Annotated in this window: 16 protein-coding genes; 11 read left to right on the top strand and 5 right to left on the bottom strand. The window is 40.5% G+C overall.

What is annotated here, in order from left to right; all coding sequences use genetic code 11:
- Positions 1-47 precede the first annotated feature (47 nt).
- A complete protein-coding gene (gene nth, locus PHI47_RS06275; RefSeq protein ID WP_299935115.1) occupies positions 48-695 on the top strand; it encodes an endonuclease III in 648 nt (215 codons plus the stop codon).
- 14 nt (positions 696-709) lie between these two features.
- The gene (locus tag PHI47_RS06270; RefSeq protein WP_299935113.1) at positions 710-925 is read left to right on the top strand and encodes a hypothetical protein; all 216 of its coding nucleotides are present in this window, start codon (positions 710-712) and stop codon (positions 923-925) included.
- A gap of 3 nt (positions 926-928) precedes the next feature.
- On the opposite strand, the gene cmoA is transcribed toward PHI47_RS06270, so the two are convergent.
- Together cmoA and pyk are read right to left on the bottom strand one after the other, a co-directional pair.
- Positions 929-1,645: a carboxy-S-adenosyl-L-methionine synthase CmoA gene (gene cmoA, locus PHI47_RS06265; RefSeq protein ID WP_299935110.1), complete on the bottom strand. Its 717-nt coding sequence runs from the start codon at positions 1,643-1,645 to the stop codon at positions 929-931.
- Positions 1,646-1,770: 125 nt separating this feature from the next.
- On the bottom strand, positions 1,771-3,267 hold the full coding sequence (gene pyk, locus PHI47_RS06260) for a pyruvate kinase (protein WP_299935107.1): 1,497 nt from the start codon (positions 3,265-3,267) through the stop codon (positions 1,771-1,773).
- Between the two features lie 135 nt (positions 3,268-3,402).
- Here pyk and PHI47_RS06255 point away from each other — a divergent pair, with 135 nt between their 5' ends.
- The 9 genes from PHI47_RS06255 (at position 3,403) to PHI47_RS06215 (ending at position 10,110) form a co-directional block, all read left to right on the top strand.
- A complete protein-coding gene (locus tag PHI47_RS06255; RefSeq protein WP_299935104.1) occupies positions 3,403-4,056 on the top strand; it encodes a hypothetical protein in 654 nt (217 codons plus the stop codon).
- 58 nt (positions 4,057-4,114) lie between these two features.
- Positions 4,115-4,771 (top strand): hypothetical protein, encoded by a 657-nt coding sequence (locus tag PHI47_RS06250; RefSeq protein ID WP_299935102.1) that lies wholly within the window; start codon positions 4,115-4,117, stop codon positions 4,769-4,771.
- 315 nt (positions 4,772-5,086) lie between these two features.
- Entirely contained in the window at positions 5,087-5,332 is a 246-nt protein-coding gene (locus PHI47_RS06245) for a helix-turn-helix transcriptional regulator (protein ID WP_299935099.1), read from the top strand.
- The gene (locus PHI47_RS06240) at positions 5,329-5,574 is read left to right on the top strand and encodes a hypothetical protein (protein WP_299935097.1); all 246 of its coding nucleotides are present in this window, start codon (positions 5,329-5,331) and stop codon (positions 5,572-5,574) included. Before PHI47_RS06245 ends, PHI47_RS06240 begins: the two co-directional genes overlap by 4 nt.
- A 105-nt stretch (positions 5,575-5,679) precedes the next feature.
- Positions 5,680-5,964 carry an HU family DNA-binding protein gene (locus PHI47_RS06235; RefSeq protein ID WP_299924521.1) on the top strand — a complete coding sequence of 95 codons (285 nt, stop codon included), beginning with the start codon at positions 5,680-5,682 and terminating at the stop codon, positions 5,962-5,964.
- A 148-nt stretch (positions 5,965-6,112) separates the two neighbouring features.
- Complete coding sequence (locus tag PHI47_RS06230) at positions 6,113-7,546, top strand: ATP-binding protein (protein WP_299935094.1); 1,434 nt, start codon at positions 6,113-6,115, stop codon at positions 7,544-7,546.
- 20 nt (positions 7,547-7,566) lie between these two features.
- Positions 7,567-7,971 carry a peptide-methionine (R)-S-oxide reductase MsrB gene (msrB, locus tag PHI47_RS06225; RefSeq protein WP_299935091.1) on the top strand — a complete coding sequence of 135 codons (405 nt, stop codon included), beginning with the start codon at positions 7,567-7,569 and terminating at the stop codon, positions 7,969-7,971.
- The gene (locus tag PHI47_RS06220) at positions 7,971-8,504 is read left to right on the top strand and encodes a peptidylprolyl isomerase (RefSeq protein WP_299935088.1); all 534 of its coding nucleotides are present in this window, start codon (positions 7,971-7,973) and stop codon (positions 8,502-8,504) included. Before msrB ends, PHI47_RS06220 begins: the two co-directional genes overlap by 1 nt.
- Before the next feature lie 130 nt (positions 8,505-8,634).
- Complete coding sequence (locus PHI47_RS06215) at positions 8,635-10,110, top strand: inorganic phosphate transporter (protein ID WP_299935086.1); 1,476 nt, start codon at positions 8,635-8,637, stop codon at positions 10,108-10,110.
- A gap of 329 nt (positions 10,111-10,439) precedes the next feature.
- Here the strand turns inward: PHI47_RS06215 and motB are convergent, their stop codons facing one another.
- From motB to PHI47_RS06200, 3 genes are all read right to left on the bottom strand, one after another.
- Entirely contained in the window at positions 10,440-11,288 is an 849-nt protein-coding gene (motB, locus tag PHI47_RS06210; RefSeq protein ID WP_299935083.1) for a flagellar motor protein MotB, read from the bottom strand.
- 12 nt (positions 11,289-11,300) lie between these two features.
- A complete protein-coding gene (gene motA / locus PHI47_RS06205) occupies positions 11,301-12,071 on the bottom strand; it encodes a flagellar motor stator protein MotA (protein ID WP_299935080.1) in 771 nt (256 codons plus the stop codon).
- Positions 12,072-12,178: 107 nt separating this feature from the next.
- Positions 12,179-13,336 carry a cation:proton antiporter gene (locus PHI47_RS06200; protein WP_299935078.1) on the bottom strand — a complete coding sequence of 386 codons (1,158 nt, stop codon included), beginning with the start codon at positions 13,334-13,336 and terminating at the stop codon, positions 12,179-12,181.
- Positions 13,337-13,338 lie beyond the last annotated feature (2 nt).

The raw sequence follows: 13,338 nt of genomic DNA, 5'->3' as shown, positions 1-13,338 counted from the left end.
TTTTTTCGAACGTGATACAATACGGCCCAAAAAAACGGATAATTTTGATGAAAAAAGCAACTAAAAAAGAGATTGCTGCGATCAAAGCAGCTCTTTTGGAACGCTATTCTGATGCGGTAACGGAACTCAACTATGCCAACGCTTATGAGTTGGTGATTGCCGTAGCCCTCTCCGCTCAATGCACCGATAAACGGGTCAACCTCATCACTCCCGCTTTATTCGAAGCCTATCCGACCCCTGAATCCCTCGCAAACGCGGATATTAACGATGTGAAATCACTCATTCAAAGCTGCTCGTTTTTTAACAATAAAGCGATCAATCTTATAGCTATGGCCAAAAGGGTTGTCGACGTTTACGGCGGTGAAGTCCCGTTGGATGAAAAAGAACTGGTAACGTTAGCCGGTGTCGGACAGAAGACAGCACATGTTGTCCTCATCGAATATACCCAGGCTAACCTTATGGCGGTCGATACCCATGTCTTTCGGGTAAGCCATCGATTAGGTTTAAGTGAGGATCTCAGCGCTATAGCTACTGAAGAGACATTGGTCAAAAAGTTTAAAACCAATCTCCATCAACTCCATCAGGGACTCGTTCTTTTCGGACGATACATCTGCACTGCTAAAAATCCAAAATGTGACAGTGAATGTTTTTTAAGAGAGTTTTGTAAAAGCACGGATAGCTTTAAACCCAGATGAGATACAATATTCAAATGAAAAAATACTATATTCTAATTGTACTTCCGGTTTTATTTGCAGGTTGCTTTAACGACCGTGGAGTCAGTCTTCGTTATTATAACGACTGTGAAGAGTATTATGATGCACAAGGGTATTATCACAAACAATGCGATAAAAACCTTGTGGATTATAAAGATATAAAAGAGGTACTTCAGCCGGCGCAAAACCCTGAAAGAGGAAGTGTAAGATAGACGCTATTTAATCGCAATAAACGTGGCAAAATTGGCCCACTGAAATAGCACTTCACACGTTTTGAATCCGTTATTCTTAGCCATTTGAATGTTTTCATTCATGGTATAAGGGATGAGGACATTTTCGAGCGCTTCCCGTTTTTGGACAATCTCGTATTCACTATACCCTTGTACCTTTTTGAAATCATAATAACAGTCGATCAGTTCTTTATTCAATTTCGGATCTTCACTCACCACTTTTTCGCTAAAAATAAAAACACCCCCTTCATTCAGCGTATCACTGATAGTACGCACGAGTGAGTCTCGAACCATCGGACGGATAAATTGCAGGGTATAATTGCTGATAATCACTTGCGCTTTTTCATACGGAAACTGAAGGATATCTCCTTCATACAGTTCGATAGCGGAACCGTACGCTTCGATCTTTTTACAAGCATGGGTAATCATCGCGGGAGAATTATCGATACCGACGAGCCGGACGCTGCTGTTTTTCCCCACAGCACGCTCTATCTCGAGTAATAACGACGCAGTCGAACATCCCAAATCGTATACAATTCCCCCCTCGCTCAATGCATTTAGGGCAAACCGGCGTGTGAGCGCTTGTGATTCTTTATAGAACGGAACGGAACGCAGAAGCATATCATCGAAAACAGCCGCAACTTCGGCGTCAAATTCAAATTGTTTGACAATCGGTTTGGTAAATAAGGTATCAGTTTTCATAAAGGGTATTGTAGCGTAAAAGGGAAAGTGTTTTGAGGGGCAATGAATGCGACGAAACAAACGTTTAGGCCCCTCAAGCGATAAAAAGCAATTTTCAGTCCATATTTTTAATCTTTAAGTTTACATCAAAACAAAGTTGGAATCCCATTCTCCTCACTTTTTTTCGTCTTACTCGGATGAGATTTCGTCTCACCGAAAAAAGTAATCTCATTTTCACGCAAAATTCGAATAATATTAGTAGTTCCCGGCATACCTATCGGGTATCCTGCCGTAAAGATATAGGTTTGGTCTTTATCGATAATTTTCCGCTTCAAACCGCTTTGGATAATATCGCTTAACATCTCTTCAATACGCCCTTTTTTAATAAGATAGGCAGGTACCACACCCCATACTATGGTAAGTAACCGCGCGACTCTCTCTTCATGTGTCGCCGCATAAATCGTCATTTTAGGACGGTAACGGGAGAGTTTTTTGGCGGAAGATCCCGACGTTGTCATTGCAATGATTCCCTCTGCACTCAATGAATCACCCAAACGGACAGCTGATTCATTGACCACATCCATCGCATCATCATAACCGAAGTCGAATTTACCAAACGGATAAATCTCTTCAATCGCTTGAATGGTATTCACCATCGTCTCAACGACCAGCACCGGATTATGCCCGATAGAACTCTCCTCAGAGAGCATTACCGCATCTGTCCCATCCAGAACAGCATTGGCTACATCACTTATTTCTGCGCGCGTTGCCATATCTTTTTCAGTCATCGATAATAACATCTGCGTTGCCGTAATGACAGGTTTGGAATGTTCATTCGCTTTGTCAATGAGCATTTTTTGAATTGTCGGTACACGATAATAAGGGACTTCAATCCCCAGATCACCCCGTGCCACCATAATGCCGTCCGAATGACGTAAAATCTCATCAATATTTTCAACCGCATCAAATTTTTCAATCTTTGCAAATAACTGTACTTCTCCATCACAGGAACGGATAACTTCACGCGCATTGATCATATCTTGAGCATTTTGAACAAACGAAATCGCCATGAAGTCAATCCCATTTGTAACTCCCCATGCCATATCAGTTTTGTCCTTTTCAGTCAAAACATCAAGCCCCAAATGGGAATTGGGGAAATTTACCCCTTTGTTCGACGAGAGTTTTCCTCTATTTTCGACAATGGCTTGAACATAACTACTGTTTTGAGAAACAATTCTGGCACGAATAGTCCCATCATAGAGATAAATAAGATCATTAATATTAAGCATACGTAATATCTCGCTTTGGTTAATGGAAAGTCGGTATTCATTTTCTACGACTTTTTCACCGTCAACACACTCATAATAAAAATTGAGCCGATCACCACTTTCGAGATAAAAATCTTCTTTAAGTTTGCCAACACGGATTTTAGGACCTGAAATATCTTGTAACACGCCGACGATCAACCCGGTTTCACGCATAGCTAGACGAATATTGGCTAAAACGCGGGAATGGTATTCATGGGTACCATGCGAAAAATTAAGACGGAAGACATTTACCCCTGCTTTTATCAATGATGAAAGAATTTCTACAGTATCAGAAGCGGGGCCGACAGTTGCTAAAATTTTGGTCCGTTTTTGCATAATCGTAACCTGCCTTAAATTTTTGGAAATGGTAACACATTTCCGAAATATTCTTGGAATTGCCGGGTTGAATTTTTAATCATTCTCAGCGATTTTAGAATACAATAAGATAATCTAAGTAATATGGATGGAATTATGACCCAAAGAGTGATTGATACGGATATTGTTCTTATCGATATCATCGACTTCTCCCGCCTTGGTATGGAGGAGCAACTTGAAATCATCTCTTATCTCTCCTTGACTTACAAAAAAATGATCCAAAAAATGGTCAAGATTTCTGGGATTCCGATGGAAAAAATGTTGCAGGGAATTATCCCGACCGGAGATGGTTTTTACTGTATTCTACATCCGAGTCTAAAAGGATTTGGTCCTATTTTAGGACTCTCTTTTATCCATTTTTCTGATTTGATTGCAAAAGAATACCCCTATTTTAGAGGGATCCGAGTGGCAGTACATACCGGCAAAGTACACCGTTTTGAAGATATTCTAGGGCATGAAAACTTTGTCGGTGACGGATTAAATGAATGCGCGCGCTACATTGAAATCAAAAATCTCATTATCAGTACCGTTATCATTTCCGATCGTGCGTATGAAGTACTGCAAGAGTTTTTACTTCTTCACGGCGATTTTCATGCTCTTTTGGAAAAATGTGAATTTCGACATAGCTCTCTTCATACCTTCCAAGACAAACACAAGGTTACTCGCAACGGCTATCTGATTTGGATGCGTAAGGGAGGGATCATTCCCCCTCCCAAACCCGATTGGATGATTCCTTCCAAAAAACGCTAATCAGGGACAATGATTTTTTTGGTAAGATAACATCAATAATATCCCATAAGGAGGATGTGTGCGTTTTAGTATTGATGAATATGCAAAGACATTCAAAATGTCTAAAGAGATGATCCAAAATAAGCTCCGCACCAAACGGCTTAACTACATTATAGAGGGAGGGGTGACGTATATCATCGTACCTCGAAGCTCTTTGGATGAAGAAAAACGACAAGAAATTGCTCAAACTATCAAATCTTCAGCTCCGGCACCCACTCCTCAAAAAACAACTGTGGGAATGATTATCACCCTTTATCAGAAAGAGAATCAGCAGCTCAAACTTAAAATTAAAGAGCTTGAAGCCAAAGTTGATCGTCTTGTTAATGATAAAGAGCAAATGCTCATCGCCGAACGTGAACGCATTGAAGAGATTTATACGGCCAAAGATGAACAGTTGAAAAATCTGTTGGAAGTGATCAATACCAAACTTCTCCTTTCGCAAGGCAATACGGTGCACGATGTGGATGTTACCGCCATATCTTCTGTCGCACCGACACTTGCAACCGGCATTATCGAACTCAAACGTTATCTAAAGTTCATCGGTATGAGTTCAGAAGAACGTAAAGCGGTGAAACGACGTTTTGAGTTTGCTTTCGGTAGTGATGTACGGATTATTCAAAAAGAGGGAGAATTCTACGTCGACCTCTCCAAATACGATTACACCGATTTTCTCTAAAAATGAGGGGGATTTCCCCCTCACCAGCCCTTCTTCAATCTCCCTTCTGCTCTAAAATCATCCTCCAAACGTTCTAGTACTATTCAAATTTGCTGTTTTACTTCCTATTTCTACCAACTTTTTATTAAATCCATACAATTAATATACGTTATTCCGTATGTTTTATACGTTTTAATTATTTATAAAACTGGTATAGTTTATGCTATATCTATTAAATATACATTTTTACTCTATTTATTGCACTTTATATGATATATTAATTATATTTTATACGTTTTAATGTTTATTTTAAGGAAAGAATACTACAATGGAGCAATGGAAATGAGTGATCTTTTTAATCTTCTTCACAATGCCGTAGAGGCACAAAGCAACGGTAAGAAGATTTCCCAAAAAGAGATGGCCGGTAAACTCGGAATTTCCATGCGAACATATCAAGACTGGAGACTTGGGAACGCGAAGCCCCAAGCTGCAAAAGCGGTAATCGATATGCTGGGTATGCTAGATGATGATGAGATCATTCGGGTAGTACGAAAAATAAATAAGTTAGGGGATAAATCATGAGCAGTTTAAGTGAACAAGAACGCATCGGATTGGAAGAGGTATTTTTATCTATCTCTTCTTCTAAAAATTTTATGAAGAAATGGTCCGTTTGGAGTAAAAACCTCTCTCTCCGTTTCGATGCAAAAAAGTTTGCTTCTCCCCTCTTATTGACACAAGTTCCAAGAATATGGATAAAAAATGGCCTAAAAAACCACAAAATCACTAAACTGTTCAACAAAATGCAAAAAAGAAGAAAAATTTAAGGTAAGAGATATTAAAGTATTCGCGGCTAAAACACTTTATCCCTCACGTACTCCTATGTACGGGAGGTTCGAGTGTTATTCGCATATCTAAATCAAGGGCAATAAATGAATAAAGCGCAATTCGTAGAGTTGGTTCAAAAAAGCGGCGGTTATAAAACAAAAGTTGAAGCTGAAACAGCTATTAAAGCTTTCACAGAAGCGGTAACCGCAGCTCTTGTTGCGAAAGAAGAAGTTTCATTGGTAGGATTCGGAAGTTTTGCTTCTTCTCTTCAAAAAGGGAAAAGCGGTAAAGTTCCAGGAACAACTAAAACTTACAGCACAGCTGATAAAATGGTTCCTAAATTCAAACCGGGCAAAAGTCTTAAAGACAGCGTTGCTGCCGGAAAATAATTTTCTCTTTCTTTTTCGAGGGGTTATCCCTCGAAACTTCTCTTCTGTACTTCTAACCTGTTTACACTGTATCATTTAAATTCTGTTATAATTTTTAACTTATATCGTATTTATAAAATTATCTATACTCTAAAAAGGGGCATTTTAAGTGTTTTTATCTTTTTTTAATCGCTTTAAATCCAAAAAGCCTCTATCTACTGAGCCAATAGAACAAAACAAAGATGATTTATTCCAAAAAGAGTTCTTCCAAACAATCGCTCAAGAAGTGAATGGAGCTTTTTTTGAGAACTTTGCACTTTACCACCATAATGCAGTTACCCCCATCGATCTCCTTATGTTTCTACCGGATAGAGGAATTTATTTTGGAGAAAAAATCACATGGACTTTTGATGAACTAAAAGGGGCACACGTCGAGCGTTCATCCAAACAAAGCAATAAATCCCCTGCAACCCATTTGGAAAATACACAATGGAGAATCCAAAAAAAATTAGAAGATGTATTATCTTTTGATTCAACCCCCATTGAACGATTTTTTTGGATGACACATATGAGTGAACATGAGTTTGATACTCTTGATTCCTCTTTCCAAGAACTTTTGCCAAAAGGGCGATTGATATTTTCCAATGATTCAAAAAAGATGATTCGAGAGAAATTTGAAGCCCTTTCGACCCTTCAAAAGGAACCCTATTCTAAAGTCAAAGTGATCGGTTCCCTTTTATCTCACACCTTATTACTCCCAAACCCTTCTAACCCTTTTGGTTCTTTGCTTTGCGATGAACAAATCCGTTTTTTGGATACTCCGCTTGAGACTCCGATTACACAATTATGTGGGGATTACGGAAGTGGAAAAAGTACCCTCTTACTCCGTAAAGCGATACAAATACTGCTCGATGATCCAACGAAAAAGATTATTATCTTCACGCCTACAAAACTAGGCGGGGAACTTTTGCGGGATGAGCTTCTCGCACTTATTGAATATGGAGCCTTCAGTGTTGAACTCGCTTCTTTCTCTTTTTACACTCCAGAACAAAGCAACTCTGCTGACTATAGAAAACATTTTCAAGATTCTACCCATCTTTTTTGTGATGATGCCGACCGAATGAAGAGTGCTTTTATCGAAACTCTGCGTCATGAAAGTAAAGGCCGGTTACTCTTGGTCTGCGCTCTAGAGCCGGTTGTCTCCTCTTGTACAGTTAAGCTTATCAATCATTACCGCTATGATGCACGTCATCATCTTGTCCGATGTAAAGAAAATGCCATTTTAATGACACTTTTAAGCCTTTTACGTAAACAGCTTACTCAATCGCCTACGTCACAAATTATGGTAGTCCTCGATGATTATGAAATGCTCAAAGAATACAAAATAGCTATTGATGAATATCTTCATAATAACTGCCGGATTTTGACTCCCGCATTTAGCCTCCAATATCAAAACCTCGACGATGTGATCCTGACGACACCAGAATGTCTGAGCGGTTTATCAATTCAGCACCTCTATCTTATCTCTGCAGTCGAAAATCACGACTATCCCTATATACTAAGCCGTGCATCAGAAACAGCAACTATAATCTCAGTTGCATAATAGCTAAGAGGAAGAAATCGATGACAAAAATCACAAAAACCGATCAAGAGTGGCAAGCCCTTCTATCGCCCGAAGCGTATCATGTCGCTCGTCAGCACGGAACAGAAAGAGCCTTTAGCGGTGAATATGCCCTATTTAAAGGGGATGGTGTCTACCAATGCGTCTGTTGCGGTGCAGCACTGTTCGATTCAAGTGCCAAATTCGATTCGGGTACGGGCTGGCCAAGCTTTGATCATCCTATTTCCCCTGACGCGTTAGAGGAGAATCGGGACAATTCACACGGTATGATCCGTGTTGAAGTGCTGTGCGCCGCATGTGATGCCCATTTAGGGCATGTTTTTCCCGACGGTCCCGCACCAACAGGATTACGTTATTGTATAAATTCGGTCACGCTTACCTTTACACCACACCACCAGGAGTCTTAATGCGATTACTACTTACCTTACTGTTCGCGGCAACGCTTTCATTTGCCGCTTCCCATCCAAAAGTTCTACTCCAAACAACTCAAGGAGATATCACGTTGGAGCTTTATGAAGATGTCGCCCCAATGGCTGTTGAAAACTTCACAACCCTTGCCAAAAATGGCTATTACAATGGTCTTATATTCCACCGTATCATCAAAAATTTCATGGTTCAGGGGGGTGATCCAACCGGGACAGGGGCAGGCGGTGAATCTATTTGGAAAAAACCGTTTAAAGATGAGTTTAAATCGGGTGTCGTATTCGACAAAGCAGGTATTTTAGCGATGGCAAACGCAGGACCCCGAACCAATGGAAGCCAGTTTTTCATTACAACCGCACCTACACCATGGCTTAACGGCTACCATACAATCTTCGGTCGTGTCGTAGCAGGTATGGATACACTCGCTAAACTTAACAATGTCCAAACCAACGGGCAATACGGCGGTGACAAACCGCTCCAAACACAAAAAATTATCAAAGCCACATTACTTCCTTAACCTCTCCCTATTCGCCCGTCAAAGTCTCTTCAAAGAGATAACCGGGCATAATTCTGTAATCATTTCGTAACCATTTTGTAACGGTTTCGTAATATTATTCCGGCCCTAAATTCAATTTGAGGATAACTTGATGTCTATAATTTTGGATGCGCTGAACAATGTCGGCACAATCACTATTTTTTTATTACTTCTTTCATTAGGTATTGCTCTATTTTATGAGATGATTAACGGCTTTCATGATACCGCGAATGCAGTATCGATGATCATTTATACTAATTCTCTAACACCGGGACAATCCGTTTTGATGGCAGGGATTATGAATTTCTTCGGTGTCATGCTCGGAGGGATTGGTGTTGCGTACACGATTGTCCATCTTCTTCCATTGGATATCATTGTTTCATCAAACCAAAGCGCTACATTAGTTATGATCTATTCATTGCTCATTGCCGCAGTCATTTGGAATTTTGGTACATGGTACTTCGGTATTCCGGTATCGAGTTCACATTCCCTAATCGGTTCATTAATAGGGGTAAGTGTTGCATTTAGCATGATGCACGGTTTCGAATTCTCACAAAGCGTCAACTGGTCTGCTGTTTATAAAGTTTTGACCGCATTAGCACTCTCCCCTTTGGTTGGTTTCGGTTTTGCCTATCTAATGATGAAAGCAGCCCGCAAATTTATGCCAAGCCCAAAGTTTTATAAATCTCCCGAAGATGAAACAAAACGAAAACGTCCAAATTTCTGGATGCGCATGGGGATCATCGCCACAGGTGCCGGTGTCAGCTTCGCACATGGTTCGAATGACGGCCAAAAAGGGATGGGTTTAATCATGATTATTTTAATCGGCATTCTCCCTACCTATTACGCTTTGGATATGAGCTCTCATGAGTACAAAATTAAGCAAACGCAGGACAGTGCCGCCAATCTTGCCAATTTTTACGCTGAAAATAATGAAACATTAAACCAATTGGTCAGTGATAAGCATCTCATCAGTGCCTTGAAAGTTAAAAATACGATTGCTGAATGTGATGTGAATCAAGTACATCAGACTACGGCCTTGATTGCCGATAAATTTAATGGTATCAAATCATATTCGGAACTCTCAGAAGGAGATCGTTGGAGCGTTCATACCGCTATTTTGTGTACCGATAACTTTTTCAGCCAAGTTGAAAAAGCGGTGGATAAAGACAAATCCGATTACGTTGCGAATCAGCGTAAAACTTTAGTAAATACTTCTGAATATATCCCGTATTGGGTTATTGTTGCCGTAGCCTTGGCTATCAGTATCGGAACCATGATCGGGTATAAAAGAATCGTCCATACTATCGGTGAAAAAATCGGAACACAACCGCTTAACTATATGCAAGGCACAGTGGCACAAGCCATCGCAATGGTAACGATTTTGCTTTCAAACTTTTTTCATGCTCCGGTCAGTACAACCCATATTGTTTCCAGCTCCGTTGCCGGATCGATGGTTGCAGAACCTGAAGGGGGAGTCCAAAAAGGGATGATCAAAACTATTTTGCTATCATGGATTTTCACATTGCCAATAACCGCATTGATGAGTGCGGCAATCTATTACTGCCTCAGCTTTATTGCTAAATAAACTCATTTAGCAATCAACGCTTTTTCCTTCTAATGGTATTTGGCTTTTCAGCCAAATACTTCCTCAATATTCGATTCATTAGACTTTCTTGCATAACTTCGAGTTGGGAAAATAGGACACGGTTCACCCTGAGCCTGTCGAAGGGTATGTAGTTGCTCATGGTTCGACAAAACAAGGGTACTGCTCGCGAAGCGATGTTTCCTTGAGCTCACCACGAACGAAAAAGCAAGTCTATTATTCTCTTGCATTGTAATGATAAAGTGCAAATGAAGATAAAATATCTAAGAAAAATGGGGGAAAAGACATCTCTTTTCCCCTTATAATTGCGGTTATTGAGGTTTCTTTATTTTACCTAATGCATCCAAAACGGTTTGCTGTTTCTGCGGTTCAACCGCTTTCTTGTCAGAAACAAACATATAGAATTCAACACGTCTATTTTTGACTCGCTGTTCTTCAATCGCATTGGAGGCAATCGGATTTGATTCGCCAAAGCCTGCTGATGACAAGCGTTCTGCTTTTACGCCGTTGCGAATGAGTTCTCTGACTACATTGGCGGCACGTGCGCTTGATAATTCCAAATTATCCTGAAAACGGCTGCCTACGGGAAGCTTTGCATTATCCGTATAGCCTCGAACCGAGATATCAACACTTGCAGGAAGCGTATTTATGATTTCTGCAATCCGTCTGATAAACATATGTTTTTCTTCATCGTCAATCGTTGCATCAGAGCCTCGGAACGATACACTCACCGGCAGCTTCAATAAGACACCGTCCACTGTTTCGTCCAAAGGACCGGCTCCGCTTCCGGTTTGATCACCCATGTCTTGCTCTAGTTTACTGAGCATTTTTTCAACCGTTTGCTGAACCATAGGTTCGCCCGTTAAAAGTGATCCGCCCTCTGCAACCGGCATTTGCCCTGCAGGATTTGCCGAAGCATTAGGAACAGGCTTAACTTCCGCTTCCATCGGCACAACCGGACTGGTTGTTTCCGGGGCAGGGGCATAATCGTAGATTTTAACAAACTCTTCTTTGACTGCCCGCAACTTCTCTTTATTGACCGAGGCAATCGCATAAAGGGCAATGAAAAGTGCCAACAAAAGACTGAAGAAGTCGGCTGTTGGTACTGCCCACTTCTCTGCCGGAGGACATTCAGGACACTTTTTACATTTCTTACCCATGCATGTACTTCATTAATTAAATTGACTGTGTTTCGCTTCAACAGGTGAAAGGAAATTTAATAATTTTGCTTCAAGGGTACGAGGGTTATCGCCGTGAACAATTCCAATAATCCCTTCCAGCATCAATTTTTGTTCTTTAACAATGTGGTGTGCTTTTTTATTCAATTTATTACCCATAGGTCCAAAAAGAACGTACGCACTGAAAATACCCGTTACAGTAGCGGTAAACGCTCCGGCGATACCGGCTGCCATTTCAGCTGGATTATCGAGTTTTTGCAGCGCCAAGATCAGACCCAAAACTGCCCCAACGAGACCCAAAACGGGTGATGTCTCCCCTGCTAGAATCCAATAGTGGGCACAACCGTGATAATAGTGTTCCGTCTCTTCAATCACCAGTTCAAGGGTTTCCTCAATGGTATGGATCTCATTACCGTCAACGGCCATACTAAGGCCTTGCTTCAAAAAGTCATTATCTAATTGTGCCACTTTTTGTTCCAAAGACAATAAACCGTCACGCCGAGCCATAATCGATAAATCAACGATCTCTTTGATCCGCTCATGTAGGTTAACCTGAGACTTTTTGAAAATAATCGAAACGCTTTTAAATGCCCCTTTAACATGCTCAGGGTCAGTACTTATCATTGACGCCAATAGCGTTGTCGGCATAATAATAATAAGTGAAGTAATATGGACAACATGGACAGGGTTCCCCCCCTCCATCAAGTCTCCAATAGAAATACTAGCAATCGCCCCCAATATTCCCAAAACGACCGTTAAATCCACGTGACTCCTTTTCGCAATAAGTAACTTTCATCCATGATAGTGTTACCTAGCCAAATTTTTCGATTGTACCTTGTTTTCACTAAAAATTGTCAAAATGCAACCTATTTTTAACCCTTATTCTGATTGAAAAATGAAAATAGCATCTTAATTACAATCATTAAAAATATCCCGCTTCCCATACTTGCTACTATAAACGCGTAATACTCATCATGACTAATCGCTTTCGCACCGTATCCGAGAGTAGCAATCGCAACCGTAAATGTTAGCGGCATCGAATCACTCAATGAAAATAGAATCGTATTTTTGAACCCAAGATACCCGCTATAAGCCACAAAAGAGCTTAAAAGACGAATACCGATAATCGCTCCGGCTATGAAAAGGGCCAACTGAAGTATTTTAGGGTCACTAAAGGCATCCAGAGATAGGGTTGAACCGACATGAATAAAAAAGATCGGAACCAAGAATCCGAATCCGAACGAAGAGAGTTTTTCAGGAAGCTCAGTTTTGTGTTTAAAGTACGTGGCAATAAACATCCCGGCCAAAAATGCCCCTAGAACCACATCGATTTTGAGATACAGCATCACGGCAACCATGATAAACATCAGTGCCATCGAAAAACGGATATCCTGATCTTTACTATCATCATGAGGCATAATAAGCGTTTTAAGTCCGGGATACCACCAAAAAAGGATTCGTATTCCTCGAAAAAATAGGATGAAGCCGATTAAAAAGGCAAACAATCCCCCTAACGTAAAGAGAAATTCACGATTATATCCATGCTCTAAGCCACCGCTGAGAATGGTGATAGCCATAATGCTTACCAACTCCCCGATAATTCCGATGTTGAGCGCAAGAGCCAGCCACGGCTGGTGTTTACCATATTCTTTTACTAATGCCATTAGCATCCCAAGCGAAAAGATAGGGAATACCACAAGATATACTGCGCTTAAATCCATGTACATAAACAGGGTAAAAGAGCACCCATAGAGCATCGTAAAATAGATCACCGTGCGCCGCAAAAGTGATGATTTAGCAAATCCGAATTCTTTGAGATTAACTTCCATCCCTGCCAAAAACATTAGGTATAAAAATCCTACTTTAGCAATAATTTTAAAGAGCTCATTTTCAACTAAAAATCCAAAATAAGCGGCCAGGCTCCCTAACATAATCTCGACAACAACTACCGGCACTTTGGTAACACGAGATAAAAAGGGAGAGAGCAACACTAATAGGGATAAGGTAATAATAACAACACTATTGCTCATAA

It is taken from the genome of Sulfuricurvum sp. (assembly GCF_028713855.1).
Classification (GTDB): Bacteria; Campylobacterota; Campylobacteria; order Campylobacterales; family Sulfurimonadaceae; genus Sulfuricurvum.
This window is presented reverse-complemented; position numbering and strand designations above follow the sequence as displayed.

What these genes read in the sequence shown, in the direction of transcription:
- PHI47_RS06235 (WP_299924521.1), top strand. Translation starts at nt 5,680, where the DNA reads ATGAATAAAGCGCAATTCGTAGAGTTGGTTCAAAAAAGCGGCGGTTAT.
- PHI47_RS06200 (WP_299935078.1), bottom strand. Translation starts at nt 13,336, where the DNA reads ATGAGCAATAGTGTTGTTATTATTACCTTATCCCTATTAGTGTTGCTC.
- PHI47_RS06215 (WP_299935086.1), top strand. Translation starts at nt 8,635, where the DNA reads ATGTCTATAATTTTGGATGCGCTGAACAATGTCGGCACAATCACTATT.
- nth (WP_299935115.1), top strand. Translation starts at nt 48, where the DNA reads ATGAAAAAAGCAACTAAAAAAGAGATTGCTGCGATCAAAGCAGCTCTT.
- motB (WP_299935083.1), bottom strand. Translation starts at nt 11,288, where the DNA reads ATGGGTAAGAAATGTAAAAAGTGTCCTGAATGTCCTCCGGCAGAGAAG.
- msrB (WP_299935091.1), top strand. Translation starts at nt 7,567, where the DNA reads ATGACAAAAATCACAAAAACCGATCAAGAGTGGCAAGCCCTTCTATCG.
- PHI47_RS06220 (WP_299935088.1), top strand. Translation starts at nt 7,971, where the DNA reads ATGCGATTACTACTTACCTTACTGTTCGCGGCAACGCTTTCATTTGCC.
- cmoA (WP_299935110.1), bottom strand. Translation starts at nt 1,645, where the DNA reads ATGAAAACTGATACCTTATTTACCAAACCGATTGTCAAACAATTTGAA.
- PHI47_RS06240 (WP_299935097.1), top strand. Translation starts at nt 5,329, where the DNA reads ATGAGCAGTTTAAGTGAACAAGAACGCATCGGATTGGAAGAGGTATTT.
- PHI47_RS06245 (WP_299935099.1), top strand. Translation starts at nt 5,087, where the DNA reads ATGGAAATGAGTGATCTTTTTAATCTTCTTCACAATGCCGTAGAGGCA.
- PHI47_RS06270 (WP_299935113.1), top strand. Translation starts at nt 710, where the DNA reads ATGAAAAAATACTATATTCTAATTGTACTTCCGGTTTTATTTGCAGGT.
- PHI47_RS06255 (WP_299935104.1), top strand. Translation starts at nt 3,403, where the DNA reads ATGACCCAAAGAGTGATTGATACGGATATTGTTCTTATCGATATCATC.
- pyk (WP_299935107.1), bottom strand. Translation starts at nt 3,267, where the DNA reads ATGCAAAAACGGACCAAAATTTTAGCAACTGTCGGCCCCGCTTCTGAT.